We start from the raw sequence: 22,185 nt of genomic DNA, 5'->3' as shown, positions 1-22,185 counted from the left end.
CAACTGCAACTGCAACTGCAACTGCAACTGCAACTGCAACTGCAACTGCAACTGCAACTGCAACTGCAACTGCAACTGCAACGTTAACTTAGGGTACGCGCCCTAGCGAACCCTTGCCAACGGAAATAACCGCTTGAAATTTGTGGTGGTCTGCTCAGCCAACTGTTCATAACTGACACACCGCAGTGAGGCCACATATTCAGCCACTTCCCGCACATATTGGGGCAGGTTGGGTTTACCCCGATAAGGAATAGGCGCCAGATAGGGCGAGTCGGTTTCCACCAAGAGCCGATCCGCCGGCACTTGCCGCGCCACGTCCCGCAACGCCTCGGCATTACGGAATGTGACGATCCCCGAAAGCGAAATGTAATACCCAAGATCCAAAGCCGCCTTGGCCATTTCCCAGTCTTCGGTAAAGCAGTGCAGAACGCCCGCCTGGGACAAGTTCGCCTCACGCAATAGTGCCAAGGTATCGGCACGGGCCGCTCGGGTATGCACGATCACCGGTTTTCCCGTCTGCCGCGAAGCTTCCAGGTGCAAGCGAAATGAGGCCTGCTGCAACTCGGCAGCTTCCGGCTCGTAATGGTAATCCAGGCCGGTTTCACCGATCGCCACCACATGGGGATGAGCCAATTCGGTCAACAGCCAGTCCAAAGCAGGCGCTGCACCCGGCGCCAGGTCCAGCGGGTGAACGCCTACCGAGCAATCCACATCGCTGTATTGCTCGGTCAAGGCTTTGACTGCGCCTGCATTTTCGGCACTGACACCGATGCACAGGAAGTGCCCGACACCACGAGCACGCGCCGCCTGCAAGGCAGCATCGAGCGAACCCCCATGGGCGCTGAGGTCAAGGCGGTCAAGATGGCAATGGGAATCTACAAGCATGGGTACACACACGGATAAGAATTAAAGTCAGCGCCCAGTTGGCAATTGTAGCCAATGGGCCAGCAACGATTCGATCAGCAAAGCACGATTCAGGTTTGCCTTGCCCAGCACTTTCTGACGCTGCTCAAGGATCCAGGCCTGGACCTCGAGGACTTTGGCCGGACGGCTCTTTTGCGCAAGGTATTGCACCACCTTGCGCATGTCGGCCATGCCGAGCTCATCGTCGTCCTCGGTCAACTGGTAGCGCAGGATCAACTGGGCCCAGTCGAAAAACCAATCGAACACTATCAACAACGGCACGGCTGTCCATGCGTCGGCCAACTGGCTGGGCGATTGCTGCTGCTTGAGCAGCTTCTTTACGCCTTCGGTCACCAGGGCGCGCTGTTCATGCACGCCTTGCTGATGAAGACTTAGGGCCAACAGCGGCGAACCGGCAGACAAGGTCAACAGATCGTCGCGCCGGGCCTGATCGGTCTCCGGCAAGGCGCTGGCCAACCAGGCATGGCTCTGGGCCTTGGTCGGCAGTGGACAGGTAACCTGCTGGCACCGGCTCTTGATGGTAGGCAGCAAGCGGCTGGGTTGATGGGTCACCAGCAGCAGCACCGTGTCGCCGGAAGGCTCCTCAAGGCTTTTGAGAAGTGCATTGGACGCGTTGACGTTCATGGATTCGACAGGCTCGATCATGACCACCTTGCGCCCACCCAACTGCGCGGTCTGAGCGACGAAGGCAACCAGTTCGCGGACCTGGTCCACCTTGATCGGCTTGTCCAGCTCTTCAGGTTCAAGCATGAAGTTGTCGGGGTGACTACCGGCCTTGAGCAGGTGGCAGGACTTGCACTGGCCGCAAGCCAGGGTGCCATTAGGGCGCTGGCACAGCAGCCGCGCCATCAGGCGCTCGGCCAGATCACGCTTACCTATCCCCTTCGGGCCGTGCAGCAGATAGGCATGGGCATGCTGGGCGCGGCCAGCCAGTTGCTCCCACAGTGTCTGCTGCCAAGGGTAGGCATCAGCCACGGCAGCGCTCCACAATATCTGGTAGCAGCCTGTCCAACGCTTGCTGGACGTCCGCCAGCGGCTGCGATGCATCCAGCAGCGTGTAGCGTTGTGGCGCCGCGGCTGCGCGATCCAGGTAGGCGCGGCGGACCGCTTCGAAAAACGCCTGCCCTTCCTGCTCGAACCGGTCCAGCCGCCCTCGCGCTGCAGCGCGGGCCAGGCCTACTTCGACGGGCAGATCGAACACCAGGGTCAGGTCAGGACGAAGGTCGTCCTGCACGAACTGCTCAAGCGTCGCGATACGATCGACGGGCAAGCTGCGCCCGCCCCCTTGATAGGCGTAAGTAGCGTCTGTGAACCGGTCACACAACACCACCGCCCCACCCGCCAACGCCGGTCGGATCACTTGTGCAAGGTGTTGAGCGCGTGCAGCGAACACCAACAAAAGCTCAGTATCGGCGTGCATGGCTTCATCGCTCGGCGACAACAACAGCTCACGAATCTTTTCAGCCAATGGCGTGCCGCCTGGCTCGCGGGTCAGCACCACGTCCAGCCCTTGCTCGCGCAGCCGGGCAGCCAGGTATTCCCGGTTAGTACTTTTGCCCGCGCCTTCGGGGCCTTCCAATGTAATAAACAAGCCGCTCACAAACAGTCCTTATTGGGGGGCGTCAAGCGCCGACGGTTCGGTTGCCCGATCGCTCTCGACCTTGCCCTGTTCAGGCGCAGCGGCTGGAGCAGATGGATCATCCGATGCTCCCGCCTCGGGCACTTGAGATGAACCGGACGGCGCTGCATCGTCCGAGGGTGTCGGCTGAGCGGTGCCAGGGCTTGAACGGTAATCGGCCCGACGCTTGAGCTGAAACTCGCGCACAGCAGAGTTGTGGTCGTCTAGGTCATCGGAAAAAACGTGGCTACCATCACCGCGCGCAACGAAATAAAGGCTGGTGCCATCTGCCGGGTTCAACGCCGCATGGATGGCCTCACGCCCGACCATTGCAATAGGCGTTGGCGGCAGCCCCGTCATGGTGTAGGTGTTGTAAGGCGTTGGCTGACGCAAATCAGCGCGTGTAATGCGGCCGTTGTAGCGCTCGCCCATGCCATAGATGACCGTCGGATCGGTCTGCAGCATCATGCCCAGCCGCAGGCGGCGGACGAATACGCCAGCGATTTGCCCGCGCTCCTGTGGAATACCGGTTTCCTTCTCCACCAGCGAGGCCATGATCAGTGCCTGGTAGGGGTCGCGGTACGGCAGGTCGCGGGCGCGCTCGGCCCACTCACGGGCCAGCACCTCTTCCAGGCGCATGTAGGCTTGCTGCAACAGTTCCACATCGCTCATGCCGCGTACGAAGCGATAGGTGTCCGGAAAGAAACGGCCTTCCGGGAAAACGCCAGCGTGCCCCAGCTTTTCCATGACTTCGGCATCGGAGAGGCCATCAAGGGTCTGCTTGATCTTTTCATGCTTGGCCACGGCCGCGCGCACTTGGCGAAACGTCCAGCCTTCGACCAGGGTCAGGTTGTATTGCACCACGTCGGCCCGCTGCCAGGCGTCGAAAAGCTGTTTCACGGTCATGCCGGGCGTCAGGCGATACTCGCCCGTGTGCAGTGGCACGCCGGCCATGTTGAAGCGCCAGTACAACCTGAGCCATAGCGCGTCGCCCAACAGCCCCTCTTGTTGCATGCGGTAGAACATGCGATTGGGCGTAGCGCCATTGGGCACATCCAGCAGGCGTTCCTGTGCCACATGCACAGGCTGATCCAGCACCGAATGGACCTTCCAGGCCGACCAGCCAAGGGCCAGGCCCATGACGATCAGGCACATTTCCAGCAGCAGCAGGAATTTACGTCTCACGAATTCAGGTTTCCAGTAACGTACGGGCAACGGCCTGCAACGTACGGGTGAGCGGGCCAGGCCGCCAGTTTAGCGCGCCTGCGGCGCGGACGGGCCAGATGCCGTAGACACTATTGCAAACGAATGCTTCATCCGCTTGTGCGAGCTCATCGAACGCCAGGTCACGCACTTGCACCGGGATGTTCATCATCTCCGCCCGCGCCAGCAGTGCGGCGCGCATCACGCCTGCCACCCCGCAACGATCAAGCCTGGCAGTAAGAAGCGTGCCTTGCTTAACCAGAAACAGGTTGCTGTAGACACCTTCGATCAGCCTGCCCTGCCCGTCACGCATCAGGCCTTCGGCATGTTCGCCGTCCTGCCATTCGGAACGTGCCAGCACCTGCTCGAGGCGGTTGAGGTGTTTGAGCCCTGCCAGCAAGGGTTGTTCCCCAAGCCGGGTCTGGCACATGAACAGGCGCACGCCCACGTCGGCGTGTTCGGCTGGGTAGCTGGGCAACGGGCTGGCTTGCAGGATACGCCGCGCCGCGACACCGGCCGCGGGTGCATATCCGCGCTGGCTGTCGCCGCGGGTCAGGATCAGCTTGGCCACGCCCTCACCCAGCTGAGCGGCATAGCGCCTTACCTCATCGGCCACCAGGGCCACGTCAGTGGCGATGGACAGGCGCTGACAGCCCAGTGCCAGACGCGCCATGTGCTCATCCAGCAGCAAGGGCCGCCCATGGCGTACAGCGAACGTCTCGAACAGACCATCCCCGTAGGCCAACCCGCGATTGTGCAGGTTGATCGCAGCCGCAGGCGTGCCATCGACCCAGCTTTGCATCACTCGGCGAACCGGCGGAACACCAGGGAGCCGTTGGTGCCACCAAAGCCGAACGAATTGGACAGCACGACATCGATTGGCATGCTGCGGGCCTGGTGCGGCACGAAGTCCAGGTCACAGCCTTCGTCTGGCTCATCCAGGTTTATGGTCGGCGGCGCCATCTGGCTGTTGATCGCCAACACGCTGAAGATCGCCTCCACCGCACCGGCAGCCCCCAGCAGGTGCCCGGTCATCGACTTGGTGGAGCTGACGGCCAGCTTATAGGCATGCTCGCCGAACACGCGCTTGATGGCTGCCACTTCGGCCAGGTCTCCAGCCGGTGTCGAGGTGCCGTGGGCGTTGATGTAGCTGACTTCCTGAGGCTGCACGCCGGCATCGCGCAGGGCATTGACCATGCAACGGGCTGCACCTTCACCCGATTCGGGCGGCGACGTCATGTGATAGGCATCGCCGCTCATGCCAAACCCTGCGAGCTCGGCGTAGATCGTTGCACCCCGCGCCTTGGCGTGCTCAAGCTCTTCGAGCACCAATGCACCGGCCCCGTCGGACAGGACGAAGCCGTCACGGCCTTTGTCCCAGGGACGACTGGCCCGCGCAGGCTCATCGTTGCGGGTAGAAAGCGCGCGCGATGCGCCAAACCCACCCATGCCCAGCCCACAGGCGGCCATTTCAGCGCCGCCGGCGATCATGACATCGGCCTCACCGTGCGCAATATTGCGCGCAGCCATGCCGATGCAATGGGTACCGGTGGTACAGGCGGTGGCGATGGCGTAGTTCGGCCCTTGCAGACCCAGGTGGATCGACAGGAAGCCGGAGATCATGTTGATGATCGAGCCAGGGACGAAGAACGGCGAGATACGCCGAGGGCCTGCGTCGTGCAATGTACGGCTGGTCTCCTCGATATTGGTCAGGCCACCGATGCCCGAGCCCATGGCCACGCCGATGCGCTCACGGTTGGCGTCAGTCACTTCCAGGCCAGCGTTGCGCACTGCCTGAAAACCGGCTGCCAAGCCGTACTGAATGAACAGGTCCAGCTTGCGAGCCTCTTTGGCCGACAAGTATTGCTCAACCTCGAAGCCCTTCACCGAGCCACCAAAACGGGTGGAGTAGGCAGAAAGATCCGTATGCTCGATCGGACCGATGCCACTGCGGCCAGCCAGAATGCCCTGCCACGTGCTCGGTACATCCGTACCCAGTGGCGACAGCATGCCCATACCGGTGACCACGACGCGTCTACGCGACACAGTACTCTCCTTTTCTAATGACAGAGTTTCTTGCCATTGCATCCAGTTGGACGGAATGAAATGGCAACAAGCTCTTGATGCGGGGCTTGGCAGCCGACACGGCGACAGCCGAAGCTTGCAAAGAAAAAACCGCACGCCAGTCAAGGCAGTGCGGTTTTTCCCGACAAGAAGCGTCGACTACAGCGTCTTAGGCCTGGTGGCTGTTTACGTAGTCGATGGCAGCTTGAACGGTAGTGATCTTCTCGGCTTCTTCGTCAGGAATCTCGGTCTCGAATTCCTCTTCCAGAGCCATCACCAGCTCAACGGTGTCAAGCGAATCGGCACCCAGGTCATCGACGAAGGACTTCTCGTTGGTCACTTCTTCTTCCTTGACGCCCAGTTGCTCGGCGACGATTTTCTTGACGCGTTCTTCGATGGTGCTCATACCTAGTTTTCACTCCTAATGGATATATGTCAGGCAGCTGGCCGGTGGCTAATTTTATAGAAGAACGTTCGCTTTTCAAGCTCAACGCGCCTTCAGCCTAGTCCCACGACCAGCCGCCTGGAATCTGATTGCAGCTTTATAACGGATTTTAGGCTCGCAGTATGACTCTTTTTTTACGAAATCCGTCACATTGACCGGCGATATTACATGTACATCCCGCCGTTGACGGGCACGGTTGCGCCCGTCACGTACGCTGCACCGTCAGAGGCCAGGAACGAAACCACCTTGGCGATTTCATCTGCCTGACCCAGGCGGCCCAGCGGAATCTGGGTCTGCAGGGCTTCGCGCTGCGCTTCTGGCAGCTCGCGGGTCATGTCGGTATCGATGAAGCCCGGCGTGACCGAGTTGACGGTGATACCGCGCGAGCCCACTTCACGCGCCAGGGCGCGACTGAAGCCTTCGAGACCGGCCTTGGCCGCCGCATAGTTGGCCTGGCCAGCGTTACCCATGGCGCCGACCACCGAGCCTATGCTGATGATACGGCCCCAGCGCGCCTTGGTCATGCCGCGCAGCACGCCCTTGGACAGACGGTAGAGGCTGTTGAGGTTGGTATCGATGACATCGAACCACTCGTCGTCCCTCATGCGCAGCATCAGGTTGTCACGCGTGATACCCGCATTGTTCACCAGAATGGTCGGTGCACCGAACTGCTCGCCGATGGCCGACAGTACCGAATCAACCGATTCGGCGCTGGTCACGTTCAGCTCCATGCCGGTACCGACAATGCCATGCTCCTTCAGGGTCGCGGCGATACGCTCGGCACCGGAGGCCGAGGTCGCAGTACCGATGACGGTGGCGCCTTGGCGACCCAGTTCCAGGGCGATGGCCTGGCCAATGCCACGGCTGGCGCCAGTGACCAGTGCAACTTTACCTTGCAGGCTCATGCAAGCTTCTCCAAGTCAGGCCAGTGCCGCACGCGTGGCGGCAACGGCGTCAGGGGTGTTGAGGTTGTAGGTGGTTACGCCATCGGCGCAGCGCTTGTTGAGGCCAGCCAAGACCTTGCCCGGACCGCACTCGACCAGGTTGACCGCACCGGTGGCAGCCAGCGCCTGGACGCACTCGACCCAGCGCACGGGCTGGTACAGCTGAGCCAGCAGATCACGCTTGAGCGCATCCAGATCGGGTGCGATGGCGGCTGTCACGTTCTGCACAACCGGAATCTGTGGCGCCTGCCAATCGATGGCATTGATCGCGGCGGCAAATCGTTCGGCCGCAGGCTTCATCAGCGCGCAGTGCGACGGTACGCTGACTGCCAGCGGCAAGGCGCGCTTGGCGCCCTTTGCCTTGCACAGCTCCATGGCCCGGTCCACTGCGGCTTTGTTACCGGCAATCACCACTTGGCCCGGCGAATTGAAATTGACCGCGCTGACGACCTCGTCTTCAGCCGCTTCGGTGCAGATCTGCACCACGACGGCGTCGTCCAGCCCCAGGATTGCGGCCATGGCACCGTGCCCGGCAGGCACGGCTTCCTGCATCAGTTGGCCGCGGCGCTCGACCAGGCGAACGGCGTCCTTGAGGCTGATGCTGCCCGCTGCGACCAAGGCACTGTACTCGCCCAGGCTATGACCCGAGACGAATGCAGGCTTGGCGCCGCCCTCCTCGAGCCACAGGCGCCACAGCGCAATGGAGGCTGTCAGAATGGCTGGCTGGGTCTTATCAGTCTGATCGAGTTGCTCTTGCGGACCTTCCTGAACCAGTTTCCAGAGGTCGTAACCCAGCGCCTCGGAAGCTTCCTTGAAGGTCTCGATGATCACCGGCTTCTCGGCGCCGAGTTCTGCGAGCATGCCCAGCGACTGGGAACCTTGACCTGGAAAGACGAATGCGAGAGATGCAGACATTGAACAAGCCCTTATGATCTTGTCGTCGGATAGAGGCGCCTGGCGCATGCAAGGCGCGGAATCTGAACATTTGGATGAAGACCGAAACCCTGCGGTCACATTTAAGCATTTCGTCGGCAAGACCGCTAAGCGCGGGCTCGCATCACATTACTTGAGTAAATCCTCCAGGCGACCATGAAGGCGCCCGGGCAAATTCTCCTGAATTTCGATCAGGGCGCGCTGGATCGCACTCTGAAACCCCTCAACGCCTGCCGCGCCGTGGCTTTTGACGACGATGCCCTGCAACCCCAGAAAGCTGGCACCGTTGTGACGCGCCGGGGCCAGATCGGCCTGCACGCGTTTAAGCAGCGGCATGGCCACAGCGCCCGCCAGGCGCGACAACAGGCCGCGCCTGAAGGTCTGCTCGATACGCTGCGCAACCATGGTGGCCAACCCTTCGCTGGACTTGAGCAGGATATTGCCAACGAAGCCGTCGCAGACCACCACGTCCGCGGCCCCTCTGTACAAGCCGTCACCTTCGATGAAGCCGACGTAATTGAGGCCGCGAGCCCCTTGCAACAGGTTCGCCGCCAGCCTGACTTGCTGGTTACCCTTTATGTCTTCGGTACCTACGTTCAGCAGTGCCACTCGGGGGCGCTGCACGCCCAGCGCCTGCGCCGCCACCGACCCCATGACCGCAAACTGGTAAAGCTGCTCGGCCGTGCAGTCGACATTGGCGCCAAGGTCAAGCAACTGGCAGTAGCCGGTGCGTGTCGGGATGGCAGCCACCATGGCTGGACGATCAATGCCTGGCAGGGTCTTGAGCACGGCGCGAGACAGCGCCATCAGGGCCCCGGTATTACCGGCGCTGACACAGGCCTGGGCCTTGCCGTCACGCACCAATTCCAAGGCAACACGCATGGATGAATCGGGTTTGCCGCGCAATGCCTGTGAAGGCCGCTCGTCCATACCGATCACTTCTGCGGCACCGAGAATCTGCAGGCGCGCGCGATCGGCAGCTGAAAAGCCGCTGACAAGATCTTCCAGGAGGGAGGATTGACCGACGAGGGTCAGGTGAAGCGAGGGGGTAGCCGACAGGCAGGCGATACTAGCCTGGACAATGCTGCGGGGACCGAAGTCCCCGCCCATTGCGTCGATCGCGATGATCTGAGCGGACAAGGATTACTCGTCAGCGCCCTTATCGATCACTTTGCGACCACGGTATACGCCTTCTGGCGAAACGTGGTGGCGCAGGTGCACTTCGCCGGTGGACTTCTCTACCGACAGCGCGTTTTCCGACAGGGCATCGTGCGAACGACGCATGTCACGGGCAGAGCGGGATTTTTTGTTCTGCTGAACAGCCATAATTGATTAACTCCTAAACGTTTGGGTCACGCTTTAACTGCGCCAAAACACTGAACGGGTTGGACCGCGATACCTCGTCCTTGCTCGAGTCGGGCTCGTCTGCGCCCGCCGGCTGCTGGCATTCTTCCGGATGATGAGCAGGCACGATGGGCAAGGCGAGCAACAGCTCTTCCTCGATCAGCGCCTGCAGATCCAAAGGATCTTCGCCCAGTTCCAGCACGTCATAGCCTTTCGGCAACGACTGGGTATTCGCACCCTCCTTCACCACGGCGTAGGTACACTCGCTGTGGATCGGCAGGGTGACCAGCTCAAGACAACGCTGGCAAACCATCTTGACCTCGACATCCAGCTCGCTGTGGATAACCACAGTGTGCTGTTCGTCTCGTTCAAAATCGAACTTCGCCTGCACCATACCGACATCGTCGGAAAGCGGGTCGCAGAGTCTTTCCAAATCAGCGAGTGGTAGCGAACCGCCAAGGGTTACGCCACGATCAGCCAATTTGCGCGGGTCAACGTGAGGTGGAATCGGGTCATTCAACATAGGCGCAGCATTCTAGGGATGCCCCCCGTCCCTGTCAAAGGAATTTGGTGGCATCGTGCGTGATAGGATGGGTTCAACCGAATCAGGAGCTTACCATGCTTGCACTGTTACTGGCTTCCAGTTCCCTTTATCGTCGCGAGCTACTCGCGCGCTTGCAGCTTCCGTTTACCTGGGCAAGCCCTGACATAGACGAAACGCGCCAGCCAGCAGAGCCTGCAATCGACCTGGTCCGGCGCCTGGCCATGCAAAAAGCCCAAGCCCTTGCAGGCAGCCACCCTAACCACTTAATCATCGGCTCGGACCAGGTCGCAGTGCTAGGCGAGCACATTCTGGGCAAACCCCACACGGTCGAGCGAGCCTGCGAACAATTGCTCGCCTGCAGCGGCCAACAGGTGACGTTTCTTACCGCAGTGGCGCTGCTCAACAGCGCCACCGGGCAGTGCCAGGTGGACTGCGTGCCGTTTACCGTGAAGCTGCGGGTGCTGGACCGTGAACGCATCGAGCGCTACGTGGCAGCGGAAATGCCCCTCGACTGCGCCGGAAGCTTCAAGGCCGAAGGGCTTGGCGTGAGCCTGTTCGAAAGCACCGAGGGGCGCGATGCGACCAGCCTGGTGGGGCTCCCACTGATACGGCTCGTCGACATGCTGGCCTTGGAAGGGGTGCGCGTCCCGTAGCCAGACCAGGGGGCGTGCACCGCCCCCACAAAGGCGACTGGCCTTAGCGCAGTTGCGGGCCCTGGAAACTCATCCACATGGCCAGGCGCTCTGCCACGCTGGCACCCATGCGCTTGGAGAAACGGTCAAAGGGCGATTCCTGCACGGTGAAATCAACCAGATCCTTTTCGCCCACCACCTCACGCGCCACATAGCTGGCGCTGCCCAGGCCATCGATCAGACCAAGCGCCTTGGCCTGCTCGCCGGACCAGACCAGGCCGCTGAACAGCTCCGGGTGATCCTTGTCCTTGAGTCGCTCGCCCCGCCCTTGCTTGACCATGGCGATGAACTGGTTGTGGGTGGTGTCCAGCACACCCTGCCAGAATTGAGTTTCTTCAGGCTTCTGCGGCGAGAACGGATCGAGAAATGCCTTGTGCTCACCGGACGTATAGAGCCGGCGCTCCACGCCGAGCTTGTCCATGGCACCTACGAAACCGTAGCCCGCAGCCGTCACGCCGATCGACCCGACCAGACTGGCCTTGTCGGCATAGATCTCATCGGCCGCACTGGCGATGTAATAGGCTCCTGACGCACCCAGGTCGGTGATGACGGCGTACAGCTTGACGCTGGGGTGCTCGGCACGCAGGCGGCGAATCTCGTCATACACATAGCCCGCCTGAACAGGGCTGCCGCCCGGGCTGTTGATGCGCAGGACCACGGCTTTGGTCTTGCCATCCTTGAAGGCATCGCGCAGGCCTTTGACGATGTTGTCGGCACTGGCAGCCTCCTGGTCGGCGATGACCCCGCGCACTTCCACAAGGGCCGTATGACTGGCACCGCGCGAGGCAGCCTTGTCCATGTCGGTCCAGGGCAGGAACAGCGCCAGGATGCCAAAGAGGTAGATGAACGTCAGCAGCTTGAAAAAGATACCCCAGCGTCGCGACCGGCGCTGCTCCTGGATGCCCGCCAGCAAGGTCTTTTCCAGCAGCTTCCAACTTTTGCGCTCCTCGCGCTCCTCGGGCTCGGCCTCGGGGGCCTTCCATTCGCCTGCCATGCTCACCTACCTCGAAAATGAACCTGTGAAACCGGACAGCCACTGACGCAGCTGGCCAAAGTGATCGATGCAAACCTGTGGCCCGAACTCGGCCAGCGCCTGGAGTGACATCGCGCCATAACCCACGGCCACGCAGTGCATCCCCGCGTTGCTGGCCATCTGCAGATCGAACGCAGAATCTCCGACCATCAGCGCACGACCCGGTTCGACACCGCAGTGGTCAAGTATTTGTTCGAGCATCAAGGGGTGCGGCTTGCCGCGCGTCTCATCCGCCGCACGCGTGATATCGAAAAACCGCTCAAGGCCATTGGCCTTGAGCACTCTGTCGAGGCCGCGGCGCGCCTTGCCGGTAGCCACCGCCATTCGATAGCCCTCGGCGCGAAAGGCGGCCAGCGATTCGGCGACGCCGTCGAACAGCGGCGAAGGCTGCTGATCGAGTGCCGTGTAGACATCGGCATAATGCTGACGAAACCGCTCCACCTGCTCATGCGTCAGGTGCGGATAAAGGGTGTGGATCGCCTCAGCCAGCGACAGCCCGATGATCCCCTTGATGGCCTGTTCCTGAATGGGCGCTTGGCCGGCACGCTTGGCAGCGACCTGCATGGCCTCGACGATGCGCCCGACGGAGTCGGCCAGGGTACCGTCCCAGTCGAAGATCAGCAGCGTGTAGTCACGGCGCACTCAAACGCTCCACGGTCTTGGCCCATATTTCATCCACGGGCGCCTCCAGCTTGAGCTCCCCACCGTCCGGAAGCGGCACCGTCAGTGCGTAGGCGTGCAGGAAAAGCCGCTTGCCGCCCAGGTCGCGGATTTCGCGACTGAAATCCTCGTCGCCATACTTGCTGTCCCCCGCGATCATGTGCCCGGCATGCAGGGCATGCACACGAATCTGGTGAGTACGGCCCGTGATCGGGCGCGCCTCCACGAGGGTGGCGAAGTCGCCGAAGCGGCGCAGCACACGGAACAGGGTCAGCGCTTCCTTACCTTCGTCATTGACTTCGACCATACGCTCGCCTGAGCGCAGGTTGCTCTTGAGCAGCGGTGCATTAACTTGCTTCTTCGCGGTTGGCCAGTGACCGCGCACCAGGGCCATGTAGCGCTTGTCCACGCCATCCCCGCGCAGCGCCGCATGCAGGTGGCGCAGCATGCTGCGCTTCTTGGCAATCATCAGCAGGCCCGAGGTGTCCCGGTCCAGGCGATGCACCAGCTCCAGCTCCTTGGCATCGGGGCGCAACTGACGCAGCGCCTCGATCACGCCGAAGCTCAGCCCGCTACCGCCATGCACGGCGATCCCGGCAGGCTTGTTCATCACGATCAACGCCTTGTCTTCGTGAACGATGGCAGCTTCGAGCCGCTGTAGCAGCCCCTGGGCCACCGGGGCCGGCTCGTCGCGCTCAGGCAGTCGCACGGGCGGCACCCGCACGATGTCGCCCGCCTGGATCTTGTACTCGGGCTTGACCCGACCCTTGTTCACCCGCACCTCGCCCTTGCGCAGGATGCGATAGACCAAGGTCTTGGGCACACCCTTGAGGGCTGTGATGAGAAAGTTGTCGATACGCTGGCCGGCAAGTTCCGGCGCGACTTCAATCAGCTGAACGCCGGAAGTCGGAGAGGTATTGGTTGTCATGGCGCAATCATACAATTTTTATGGAATTGAAGCACTTAATCATTGCTGCTATAGTCGCGAACGCCGCCATAAGCGGCAGGCCAGTGGAATCAGGCTGTGCGCCAGTCACTGACCTTCGCAATTCTCCAGGACGCGAGGCCGTCCTACGGGGGTTCGCCAGTTTACCGAATTGCCTGGAATCGCCACCAGCGCCGTGTAGAGAAGACCGAAAATAAACGACAAGTGCGGTGTCCAACCTGCTTACACGCTTCTTTTCGCAGTACCTCTGCCCGCCCGTCGCTTCCACGCAACCCATGGCGAATGCCTCGGAAATACCTGCCTTGGACATGAATGGCGCCAGCGCAGAATCGCGCTGGCGAAAAATGCAACCCGTTGCGGATTCAGCGCGCGGCAGCACCCGAATTATCAGGGATACGTGCAGGGTGGAGATGCACAGCCCTCGGACCGTGTAGCACCGCGTCCGGCCACCAGCCCCTTCGTACGGCTGGCGAGCGGATAAGGTCCTGAACAGATGCCCCTGGGCGTCCACGGCTGAAGGTTGATTCCTCCTCCTGACTGAGTGCACCAGGCCCGCTTGGTTGATTCGGATAACAATTCGAAGCCTCCGGGGCCTTGTTGGCACCGCAGCAAAACAGGACGCGTCGTCGCGACAACGGCAGGCTGGGCAACCGGCTGGTGCCGAACGTTGCTCGACACGGGGGTGGTTAATCACCCTTTGCGCACCTTGGCACCGACCATGAGACGTCGTGTGTGCCGAACGCCGTTTCCGGCAGCCCGGAAACCGACGGTACAACATGAAAAGAATGCTGATTAACGCCACTCAACCCGAAGAGTTGCGCGTAGCCCTGGTGGACGGCCAACGCCTCTACGACCTGGATATCGAATCCGGTGCACGAGAGCAGAAAAAGGCCAACATCTACAAAGGCAAGATCACTCGCATCGAACCCAGCCTCGAAGCCGCCTTCGTCGACTTCGGCTCCGAACGTCACGGCTTCCTGCCGTTGAAAGAAATCTCCCGCGAATACTTCAAGAAGGCCCCTGAAGGCCGCGTCAACATCAAGGAAGTGCTCAGCGAAGGCCAGGAAGTCATCGTCCAGGTCGAGAAGGAAGAGCGCGGCAACAAAGGCGCGGCCCTCACCACCTTCATCAGCCTGGCCGGCCGCTACCTGGTGCTGATGCCCAACAACCCGCGCGCCGGTGGCATTTCCCGTCGCATCGAAGGTGAAGAGCGCAACGAGTTGCGCGAAGCGCTCAATGGCCTGACCGTACCAGGCGACATGGGCCTGATCGTTCGCACCGCGGGCCTTGGCCGCAGCAGCGAAGAGATGCAGTGGGACCTGGACTACCTGCTGCAGCTGTGGACCGCCATCAAGGAAGCTTCGCTGGACCGCGCCGCGCCGTTCCTGATCTACCAGGAAAGCAACGTCATCATCCGCGCCATCCGCGACTACCTGCGCCAGGACATCGGCGAAGTGCTGATCGACAGCATTGATGCCCAGGAAGAAGCCCTGACCTTCATTCGCCAGGTCATGCCGCAATACGCCAGCAAGGTCAAGCTATACGAAGACAGCGTCCCGCTGTTCAACCGCTTCCAGATCGAAAGCCAGATCGAGACCGCTTTCCAGCGCGTGGTCGAGCTGCCATCGGGCGGTTCGATCGTGATCGATCCGACCGAAGCGCTGGTGTCCATCGACATCAACTCGGCGCGCGCCACCAAGGGCAGCGACATCGAGGAAACCGCCCTGCAGACCAACCTGGAAGCGGCTGAGGAAATCGCCCGTCAGCTGCGTCTGCGCGACATCGGCGGCCTGATCGTCATCGACTTCATCGACATGACCCCTGCCAAGAACCAGCGCGCCGTGGAAGAGCGTGTGCGTGAATGCCTTGAGGCCGACCGCGCTCGCGTGCAGGTTGGCCGCATCTCGCGCTTCGGCCTGCTGGAAATGTCCCGTCAACGCCTGCGTCCGTCGCTGGGCGAAAGCAGCGGCATCGTCTGCCCGCGCTGCTCGGGCACCGGCATCATCCGTGACGTGGAATCGCTGTCGCTGGCTATCCTGCGCCTGATCGAAGAAGAGGCGCTGAAGGATCGCACTGCCGAAGTCCGCGCCCAGGTGCCGATCCCGGTGGCCGCCTTCCTGCTCAACGAGAAGCGCAACTCCATCACCAAGATCGAGCTGCGCACCCGTGCGCGCATCATCATCCTGCCAAACGATCACCTGGAAACCCCACACTTCGAAGTCCAGCGCCTGCGCGACGACAATCCCGAGGTGTTGAACAACCAGTCCAGCTACGAAATCGCTGCCAGCGAGACCGAAGAAGCGCCACAGCCAACCGCCACCCGCACCCTGGTTCGCCAGGAAGCCGCCGTGAAAACCGCACCGGCCCGTGCGAATGCACCCGTGCCAGCCAGCGAGGAGCCACAGCCTGCGCCAGCCGCCGCCCCTGCCCCAAGCGCCCCGGAGGCAAGCCTGTTCAAGGGCCTGGTGAAGTCGCTGGTGAGCCTGTTCGCTGGCAAGGAAGAACCTGCTGCCGCCCCTGTCGCCCCTGCTGCGGAAAAGCCGACTACCGAACGCAGCCCGCGTAACGAGGAACGCCGTAACGGACGGCAGCAGAGCCGTAACCGCAACGGTCGCCGCGATGAAGAGCGCAAGCCGCGTGAAGAACGTGCCGAACGTACCCCGCGCGAGGATCGCCAGCCACGCGAGGAGCGTGCTGCGCGTGAAGAACGTGCCCCACGAGAAGAACGTGCCCCGCGCGAAGAGCGTGCACCACGCCAGTCTCGCGAGGACCGTCGCGGCAACCGTGGCGAAGAGCGCGTGCGTGAACTGCGCGAGCCGCTGGACGCCACGCCGCCAGTAGAACGCGAGGAGCGTCAGCCCCGTGAAGAACGTGTAGCTCGCGAAGAACGTACCCCACGTGAAGAGCGTGCGCCTCGCGAAGAACGGGCTCCACGTGAAGACCGCGCACCTCGCGAAGAGCGTGCTCCGCGTGAAGACCGCGCACCTCGCGAGGAACGTGCTCCGCGTGAAGACCGCGCACCTCGCGAAGAACGTGCTCCGCGTGAAGAACGCGCGCCTCGCGAAGAACGTGCACCACGTGAAGACCGAGCGCCTCGCGAAGAGCGTGCCGCCCGGGAAGAACGCGCCCCGCGCCAACCTCGTGAAGAACGTCAGCCACGCGCGGCCGAGGAAGCTGCCGAACACGCTGCCGAAATGGCCGAAGAGCAACTGCCGAACGAAGAGCAGCTACAGGACGAGCAGGACGGCAACGATGGCGAGCGTCCGCGCCGCCGGTCGCGTGGCCAGCGTCGCCGCAGCAACCGTCGCGAGCGCCAGCGAAACGCCAACGGTGAGCTGATCGACGGCGAAGAAGAAGGCAGCGAAGAGCAGCCTCAACAGCGCCAGGCCACCGAGCTGGGCGCAGAGCTGGCCGCAGGTATTGCGGTGACCGCTGCGGTTGCAACCAGCAACATCAGCACCGACGCCGAAGCCCAGGCCAATCAGCAGGCCGAGCGCGCTACCGCCGAAGTCGCCGCTGTTGCCCCAACCGACAGCAGCGAAATCGCTCAACCGGCCAAGCAAGCTGAAACTGTAGTTCCAGCAGAAGCGGTCGCCGTGGCCCCAGTGGTCGAGCAACCGATCAGCGAGCCAGCGCCATTTGTCGAGGCCTCGGCCGTGCCAGTGGTCGAAGTCGCCCCGCAGCCGGTAATCGAACAGGCGCCCGTTGCTGAGCCAGCCGCGACCACCGAAACCTCAGTCGTTGAAGCCCCGGCAGACGTTCAGGCACCCGAAGCGCTGATCACCGAAGTGCCTGCAGAAGCCCCGGCCATCGAAGCCGGCGAAATCGAGCAGGCACCCTCTGTGATCGAGGTCGCCCCGGTTGCCGAACAGCCTGCCCCGGCGGTAGAGGCCCAGCCAGAGGTTTTGGCCGCGCCTGAAACGGTTGCGCCTGAGCCTGAGCCAGCCCCAGCTGCCGCGGCAGAGCCTGCCACCGTCATGCTGTCCAACGGCCGCGCACCAAACGATCCACGTGAAGTGCGTCGCCGCAAGCGTGAAGCCGAAGCTGCCGCCAAAGCCGCTCAGGCTGGCGCTGCTACCGACGAGCCAACACCAGAGACCGCCGACGAGCCAAAAACCTACCAGGGTTGATAGCCAAGGCTGAATGAAAAAGCCCCGCCAGTGCGAACTGGCGGGGCTTTTTCTTGGTCGGGCGTTTACCGTGGTCGGCGGACACGGCGCCTAGGAAGTTGCCGTAGGCAGTATCAATAAAGATTGGGCTCCATCTCCAGCTCAACCCCGAACCGCTCAAGGATGTCGACCTGGATCCGCCGCGCCAGGGCATGCATTTGCGCCCCGCTCGCCTGGCCATAGTTGACCAGCACCAGCGATTGCAGGCGATGCACCCCGGCATCGCCTTCTCGATAGCCCTTCCAGCCCGCCTGTTCGATCAGCCAGCCTGCTGCCAGCTTCACCTGGCCATCGGCCTGCGGGTAAGCAATGACACCTGGATGTTGCGTACGGATACGCTCAACCACCTGCGCCGCAACCACAGGGTTCTTGAAAAAGCTCCCGGCATTACCCAGCTCGGCCGGATCAGGCAATTTTTCACGACGAATGCTGCAGATGGCATCGCTGATGGCCTGCGCAGTGAGCGCGGTAGTGCCCTGCTCGGCCAGGCGCTGACGCACCGGGCCGTAGTCCAAGCGCGCCTGCAAGGTGCGACTCAAGGCGAAGCGCACACGCAGGATCAGCCAGCGACCAGGGTTACGCTTGAACACGCTGTCACGGTAGCCGAACGCGCAGTCGGCCAAGGCGAAGTCACAGACGTCACCCGTCTTGCGGTCCAACGCGGTCAGGCCGGCGAAGACATCCTTGATCTCTACGCCATAAGCGCCCACGTTCTGCATGGGGGCAGCACCCACTGTGCCGGGAATCAGGCTGAGGTTCTCCAGCCCGCAAAAGCCCTGCGCGAGCGTCCACTGCACGAACGGGTGCCAGGCCTCACCCGCCTCGGCCTCGACCAAAACGCGCTCACCATCGTCACTGACCACGTGGCGGCCCTGGCTTGAGACGTGCAGCACCAGGGCATCGACATCGCGGGTTAGCAGCAGGTTGCTTCCCCCGCCGATCACCAGCACGGGTATACCCTGCTGCTGCGCAGCGTCCAGCGCCTGACGCACCTGCAGGTCGTCTTTGGCTTGGCTGAAGTAGCGCGCTTTCACGTCGATGCCAAACGTGTTGTACGGCTTGAGCGAGACCTGCTCTTGCCATTGCCCCGTCATAACCGCCCCTTGATTTCCACGACCAGCGCTTGGCAGGCGGCTTCGATCAGGTCGAGCACCTGCTCGAAACCATCGGCACCGCCATAGTACGGGTCTGGAACTTCATCGAGCGCAGAACCGTAGCGGCGCAAAAACAGGTCGAGCTCGCCTATCGCCGCATGCGGGCGCAGAGCACGCAAATCGCGCAGGTTGCTCTGATCCATTGCCAGTACCAGGTCGAACTCGGCAAAGTGCCCCACCTTGACCTGCTGGGCGCGCTGCTCCGACAGGTCGTAGCCACGTGCCAGTGCGGCCTTGAGGGTGCGCCCGTCGGGCGCCTTGCCAACGTGCCAGTCGCCCGTGCCGGCCGAGGCCACCTGCACCTGATCGGCAAGCCCGGCGGCCTGCAGTTGATGACGCAGCACGCCTTCGGCAGTCGGCGAGCGGCAGATGTTGCCCAGGCACACGAACAGAACGCGCATCAGGCCTCCAGCAAGCGCCGTACGCGCTCCAGGTCTTCAGGGGTGTCCACGCCCACGGCGGGTGCCTCGATGGCATCCTCCACATGGATCCGCACGCCGTGCCACAACGCACGCAGCTGCTCCAGCGCTTCGGTCTGCTCCAGCCAGCATGGGCCCCAACCGACGAAATCATGGAGGAAACCAACCCGGTAGGCGTACATGCCAATATGGCGGCGGTAAGGCACACCGGGCGGCAGCTCCTGACCTTTGGCAAACGCATCGCGCGCCCACGGCAGCGGCGCACGGCTAAAGCTCAGGGCCAGGCCGTTCTTGTCGCTCACTACCTTGACTGCGTTGGGGTTGAACACCGCTTGCGGCTCATGGATGGGCTCGGCCAAAGTCGCGATACCGGCGTGCGGATTAGCCGCCAGGTTGGCGGCCACTTGGTCGATGATCACCGGCGGGATCAGCGGCTCGTCACCTTGCACATTGACCACGATGGCCTCGCTGGGCAGGCCAAGCTGCACGGCCACTTCGGCCAGACGGTCGGTGCCGGACTCATGGTCCACGCGGGTCATCAGCACCTCAGCGCCAAATGCCTGGCAAGCCTCAAAGATACTGGCATCGTCGGTTGCAATGACAACGCGACTGGCGGCACTCCCGCGCGCCTGTTCCCATACGTGTTGCACCATTGGTTTACCGGCGATGGGCAGCAGGGGCTTGCCTGGCAGGCGTGTGGAGCGCAGACGGGCTGGAATGACGACGGTGAAGTCCAGGTTCATTTGTCCAGGCGCTCATCATCGGTCAGGGTACGTGCCTCGCTTTCCAGCATCACCGGGATACCGTCGCGAATGGGATAGGCAAGGCCGGCGCCCTTGCTGATCAGCTCGGTCTTGTCGGCGCTGAGCTTGAGCGGGCCCTTGGTGATCGGGCAGGCCAGGATATCGAGCAGTTTGGTGTCCATTGAAGGCTTCCTCTAGGCCAGAAGGCCGAAATTGAAAACGGGATCAGGGCTTGGGTAGCAAACGTTGCAACTGCAGGTCGAACCAAGTGCCAAATGCCGGCGTGGGTTGTGCTTCTACAGCCAGGTACCACCAGTTCTCGGCGGCAAAAGAGCGGCACTTCACCGCATCCTTCTCGGTCATGATGAGCGGCAGTGACGGTGTGAAGGCAAGGTTTCGGGCATTGAATTGCGCGTGGTCTGCAAAGGGATGCGGCAGCGGCTGCCAGCCTAGGCCCTGCAAGGTATTGAAAAAACGCTGAGGGTTACCAATGCCGGCCACCGCATGCAGGCGCTGGCCTGCGGGAAAATGGTCGAGTGCACGGCGCTCGCCCGTGCGCAGGTTGACCAACGCGCTGGGTTGCAGGCGAAAACCAAAGCCCTCGGCACTGTCTAGTGCTGCACCATTGAACAATACTGCGTCGGCCGCATTCAGACGCTCGACAGGCTCGCGCAAGGGGCCGGCCGGTAGGCATCGGCGATTGCCCAGGCCGCGGGCTGCGTCGATCAATACCAATTCCAGGTCTCGCGCCAGGCGGTAGTGCTGCATGCCGTCGTCACACAGGATCAGGTCCAGGGGTTCGGCCAGCAGAGCCTTTACCGCACGTGCGCGGTCCGGATCGATCATCAGCGGCACACCGGTACGTTGCACGATCAACAGCGGCTCGTCGCCTGCCTGTTCGGCCGCCTGATCGGCCGTCACCCGCCAAGGGAACTGCGGCGGCTTGGCGCCATAGCCACGGCTGACCACTCCCACCCTCAACCCCCGCTGGCGGCAGTGCTCGATCAGCCAGAGAATCATAGGAGTCTTGCCGGTACCGCCGACAGTGATGTTTCCCACCACGATGACGGGCACCGGAGCGTGATAGCTAGCGCGCTCGTCGTTGAGAAAACGCCTGCGCTTGCGTTTGACCACCCAGCGGTACAGCGCTTCCAGCGGACGCAGCAATGCCAGTGCCGGATGGCCGGTGTACCAGGCAGCAAGCAGGCGATCGGCTAGTGTCATCAAGGTGTGCTCTGGGCCGCCTCGACGGTGGTCATGCGCAATTGGCTGAAGCCGAGCTTGCCGGCAGCATCCATTGCGGTGACCACAGCCTGGTGCGGGGTCTTGCCATCGGCACTGATGGCCAGGGGCAGCTTGTTGTCGCCACCTGATTCACGCTCGATGGCCTCGCTGAGGGTGGCCAGATCGCTCTTGGGCAGCAGATGGTTGTTGACCGAGTACACCCCATCGGCACTGATGGTGATTTCTACCAGCTTGCCCTCATCGCCCGGTGCCCGCTCGGCGCTGGCCGCTTCGGGCAACTCGACGCGTAGCTGGGTTTCGCGGGTGAACGTGGTGGTGACCACGAAGAACAGCAACAGCACGAACACCACGTCGATCAACGACGCCAGGTTGATGTCGATATTCTCGCGCTGGCGATTGCGCCGAAACTTCACGCCTTGCCTCCAGCCACTTCCACCTCACGGTCACCCTGAATCACTTCCACCAGCTTGATTGCCTCCTGCTCCATACCGACCACCAGCTCGTCGATACGGCGCAGCAGAAAGCGGTGGAAGAACACCGCCGGGATACCCACCATCAGCCCGGCCGCCGTGGTTACCAGCGCCTTAGAAATGCCACCCGCCAGCACCGCGGCGTTGGCGGTCATCTGCGACCCCATGAACGCGCTGAAGATGTCGATCATGCCCAGCACGGTGCCCAGCAGGCCCAGCAGCGGCGCCATGGCGGCGATGGTGCCCAGCGTGCCGATGTAGCGCTCGAGCTCGTGGATAACGCGTGAGGCGGCTTCCTCGATGCACTCTTTCATGATTTCGCGACCATGACGCGAGTTGGCCAGCCCCGCCGCGAGGATTTCGCCCAAGGGCGAGTCGGCACGCAGAGCCTTGAGCTTGTCACTGGTCAGTTGCTTGTCCTTGATCCACATCCACACCTGGCCCAGCAGGTGGGGCGGGCTGACGCGACTGGCGCGCAGGGTCCACAGGCGCTCGACAACGATAGCCATGGCGGCGATGGAACTCAGAATGATCGGCAGCATCATCCAACCGCCGGACTTGACCAATTCCCACACAGTAGAAGCCCTCTGGAAAAGGTCGCCACTTTACCATAGGCGCGGCAGGCGCTCATCAGC

General features: G+C 62.3%; 24 protein-coding genes. 2 read left to right on the top strand and 22 right to left on the bottom strand.

Translation table 11 applies throughout. The features are described 5' to 3' along the window. Positions 1–102: 102 nt before the first annotated feature. The 12 genes from FS777_RS09410 to FS777_RS09355 all read right to left on the bottom strand — a co-directional run bounded on the left by FS777_RS09410 (position 103) and on the right by FS777_RS09355 (position 9,998). Positions 103–885 carry a TatD family hydrolase gene (locus tag FS777_RS09410; RefSeq protein WP_058637691.1) on the bottom strand — a complete coding sequence of 261 codons (783 nt, stop codon included), beginning with the start codon at positions 883–885 and terminating at the stop codon, positions 103–105. 27 nt (positions 886–912) lie between these two features. Then, on the bottom strand, positions 913–1,899 hold the full coding sequence (locus tag FS777_RS09405) for a DNA polymerase III subunit delta' (protein ID WP_058605739.1): 987 nt from the start codon (positions 1,897–1,899) through the stop codon (positions 913–915). Further along, complete coding sequence (gene tmk / locus FS777_RS09400; RefSeq protein ID WP_145255181.1) at positions 1,892–2,524, bottom strand: dTMP kinase; 633 nt, start codon at positions 2,522–2,524, stop codon at positions 1,892–1,894. Before tmk ends, FS777_RS09405 begins: the two co-directional genes overlap by 8 nt. 9 nt (positions 2,525–2,533) lie before the next feature. Continuing rightward, on the bottom strand, positions 2,534–3,727 hold the full coding sequence (mltG, locus tag FS777_RS09395) for an endolytic transglycosylase MltG (protein ID WP_145255178.1): 1,194 nt from the start codon (positions 3,725–3,727) through the stop codon (positions 2,534–2,536). A 4-nt stretch (positions 3,728–3,731) separates the two neighbouring features. Further along, on the bottom strand, positions 3,732–4,547 hold the full coding sequence (pabC, locus tag FS777_RS09390; protein WP_078478216.1) for an aminodeoxychorismate lyase: 816 nt from the start codon (positions 4,545–4,547) through the stop codon (positions 3,732–3,734). After that, on the bottom strand, positions 4,547–5,791 hold the full coding sequence (gene fabF / locus FS777_RS09385) for a beta-ketoacyl-ACP synthase II (protein WP_058605743.1): 1,245 nt from the start codon (positions 5,789–5,791) through the stop codon (positions 4,547–4,549). The genes pabC and fabF overlap by 1 nt, the downstream gene beginning before the upstream one ends. Before the next feature lie 187 nt (positions 5,792–5,978). Continuing rightward, positions 5,979–6,215 (bottom strand): acyl carrier protein, encoded by a 237-nt coding sequence (acpP, locus tag FS777_RS09380; RefSeq protein WP_027914361.1) that lies wholly within the window; start codon positions 6,213–6,215, stop codon positions 5,979–5,981. Positions 6,216–6,418: 203 nt separating this feature from the next. Further along, complete coding sequence (fabG, locus tag FS777_RS09375) at positions 6,419–7,159, bottom strand: 3-oxoacyl-ACP reductase FabG (RefSeq protein WP_145255175.1); 741 nt, start codon at positions 7,157–7,159, stop codon at positions 6,419–6,421. A 15-nt stretch (positions 7,160–7,174) separates the two neighbouring features. Beyond that, the gene (gene fabD / locus FS777_RS09370; protein ID WP_078478214.1) at positions 7,175–8,113 is read right to left on the bottom strand and encodes an ACP S-malonyltransferase; all 939 of its coding nucleotides are present in this window, start codon (positions 8,111–8,113) and stop codon (positions 7,175–7,177) included. A gap of 147 nt (positions 8,114–8,260) precedes the next feature. Next, positions 8,261–9,271 carry a phosphate acyltransferase PlsX gene (plsX, locus tag FS777_RS09365; protein ID WP_078478213.1) on the bottom strand — a complete coding sequence of 337 codons (1,011 nt, stop codon included), beginning with the start codon at positions 9,269–9,271 and terminating at the stop codon, positions 8,261–8,263. Positions 9,272–9,274: 3 nt separating this feature from the next. Continuing rightward, a complete protein-coding gene (rpmF, locus tag FS777_RS09360; protein ID WP_008096416.1) occupies positions 9,275–9,457 on the bottom strand; it encodes a 50S ribosomal protein L32 in 183 nt (60 codons plus the stop codon). 13 nt (positions 9,458–9,470) lie between these two features. Then, positions 9,471–9,998, bottom strand: coding sequence for a YceD family protein (locus tag FS777_RS09355; RefSeq protein ID WP_058637699.1), 528 nt, complete (start codon positions 9,996–9,998; stop codon positions 9,471–9,473). Between the two features lie 95 nt (positions 9,999–10,093). On the opposite strand from FS777_RS09355, the gene FS777_RS09350 reads away from it, so the two are divergent. Next, a complete protein-coding gene (locus tag FS777_RS09350) occupies positions 10,094–10,672 on the top strand; it encodes a nucleoside triphosphate pyrophosphatase (protein WP_100851117.1) in 579 nt (192 codons plus the stop codon). A gap of 43 nt (positions 10,673–10,715) precedes the next feature. Here FS777_RS09350 and FS777_RS09345 read toward each other — a convergent pair whose 3' ends face one another. From FS777_RS09345 to rluC, 3 genes are read right to left on the bottom strand one after another with little or no spacing between them, the layout of a single operon-like run. Beyond that, positions 10,716–11,705, bottom strand: a complete 990-nt coding sequence (locus FS777_RS09345; RefSeq protein ID WP_145255172.1) for a S49 family peptidase — start codon at positions 11,703–11,705, stop codon at positions 10,716–10,718. Positions 11,706–11,711: 6 nt separating this feature from the next. Then, on the bottom strand, positions 11,712–12,386 hold the full coding sequence (locus FS777_RS09340; protein WP_145255169.1) for an HAD family hydrolase: 675 nt from the start codon (positions 12,384–12,386) through the stop codon (positions 11,712–11,714). After that, positions 12,376–13,332: a 23S rRNA pseudouridine(955/2504/2580) synthase RluC gene (gene rluC / locus FS777_RS09335; protein ID WP_145255166.1), complete on the bottom strand. Its 957-nt coding sequence runs from the start codon at positions 13,330–13,332 to the stop codon at positions 12,376–12,378. Before rluC ends, FS777_RS09340 begins: the two co-directional genes overlap by 11 nt. Before the next feature lie 794 nt (positions 13,333–14,126). Here rluC and rne point away from each other — a divergent pair. Further along, the gene (rne, locus tag FS777_RS09325; protein ID WP_058637703.1) at positions 14,127–17,480 is read left to right on the top strand and encodes a ribonuclease E; all 3,354 of its coding nucleotides are present in this window, start codon (positions 14,127–14,129) and stop codon (positions 17,478–17,480) included. Positions 17,481–17,593: 113 nt separating this feature from the next. Here rne and murB read toward each other — a convergent pair whose 3' ends face one another. The 7 genes from murB to FS777_RS09290 are packed head-to-tail and all read right to left on the bottom strand — an operon-like array spanning position 17,594 to position 22,125. Next, positions 17,594–18,613 carry a UDP-N-acetylmuramate dehydrogenase gene (murB, locus tag FS777_RS09320; protein ID WP_145255163.1) on the bottom strand — a complete coding sequence of 340 codons (1,020 nt, stop codon included), beginning with the start codon at positions 18,611–18,613 and terminating at the stop codon, positions 17,594–17,596. Further along, positions 18,610–19,074 carry a low molecular weight protein-tyrosine-phosphatase gene (locus FS777_RS09315; RefSeq protein ID WP_078478209.1) on the bottom strand — a complete coding sequence of 155 codons (465 nt, stop codon included), beginning with the start codon at positions 19,072–19,074 and terminating at the stop codon, positions 18,610–18,612. The genes murB and FS777_RS09315 overlap by 4 nt, the downstream gene beginning before the upstream one ends. Next, positions 19,074–19,835 carry a 3-deoxy-manno-octulosonate cytidylyltransferase gene (gene kdsB / locus FS777_RS09310; protein ID WP_145255160.1) on the bottom strand — a complete coding sequence of 254 codons (762 nt, stop codon included), beginning with the start codon at positions 19,833–19,835 and terminating at the stop codon, positions 19,074–19,076. The genes FS777_RS09315 and kdsB overlap by 1 nt, the downstream gene beginning before the upstream one ends. After that, complete coding sequence (locus FS777_RS09305; protein ID WP_003247142.1) at positions 19,832–20,017, bottom strand: Trm112 family protein; 186 nt, start codon at positions 20,015–20,017, stop codon at positions 19,832–19,834. The genes kdsB and FS777_RS09305 overlap by 4 nt, the downstream gene beginning before the upstream one ends. Positions 20,018–20,060: 43 nt before the next feature. Beyond that, on the bottom strand, positions 20,061–21,059 hold the full coding sequence (gene lpxK, locus FS777_RS09300) for a tetraacyldisaccharide 4'-kinase (protein ID WP_145255156.1): 999 nt from the start codon (positions 21,057–21,059) through the stop codon (positions 20,061–20,063). Next, entirely contained in the window at positions 21,059–21,493 is a 435-nt protein-coding gene (locus tag FS777_RS09295; protein WP_058605755.1) for a biopolymer transporter ExbD, read from the bottom strand. The genes lpxK and FS777_RS09295 overlap by 1 nt, the downstream gene beginning before the upstream one ends. Beyond that, positions 21,490–22,125 (bottom strand): MotA/TolQ/ExbB proton channel family protein, encoded by a 636-nt coding sequence (locus FS777_RS09290; protein ID WP_058637708.1) that lies wholly within the window; start codon positions 22,123–22,125, stop codon positions 21,490–21,492. Before FS777_RS09290 ends, FS777_RS09295 begins: the two co-directional genes overlap by 4 nt. Positions 22,126–22,185: the final 60 nt, after the last annotated feature.

Source organism: Pseudomonas sp. DE0157 (genome assembly GCF_007678615.1).
Lineage (GTDB): Bacteria > Pseudomonadota > Gammaproteobacteria > Pseudomonadales > Pseudomonadaceae > Aquipseudomonas > Aquipseudomonas parafulva_B.
This window is presented reverse-complemented; position numbering and strand designations above follow the sequence as displayed.